At 80.4% G+C, this 301-nt stretch carries 1 protein-coding gene; it reads right to left on the bottom strand.

What is annotated here, in order from left to right; translation table 11 throughout:
* Nucleotides 1-301 (bottom strand): hypothetical protein (locus ACZ3HG_RS23315; protein WP_465334696.1); only part of this gene is annotated, 301 nt, incomplete at both ends.

Genomic DNA, 301 nt, shown 5'->3' with positions numbered 1-301 from the left:
ATCCTGCGCCTGCGCGGGCGTGACCACCGCGACCACGTCGGCGGCGACCCGGCGCGCGGCGTCGGCGAGGGCGGCGTCCGTCTCGCCCACCACGACCACCTGACGCGGCGGTGTCGCGAGACCGAGGGCGACGTCGAGGATCGCGCCGTACGCGAGCGGCGCCGCGAGGGCGGCGGGGGCGGCGACGCGGACCAGGGTCTCGGCCGCCTCGCGGTACCGCTCGCCCGCCCCGAGGCGCCAGAGGTCCAGGGCCGCCGCCGCGAACGCCGACGGACCCGAGGGAGCCGCACCGTCGCTCGGG

The sequence above is a fragment of the Erwinia sp. PME.40.26/001 genome, from assembly GCF_055556675.1.
Note: the sequence above shows the minus strand (reverse complement) of the source record. Positions and strands in the feature narration are given on the sequence as shown.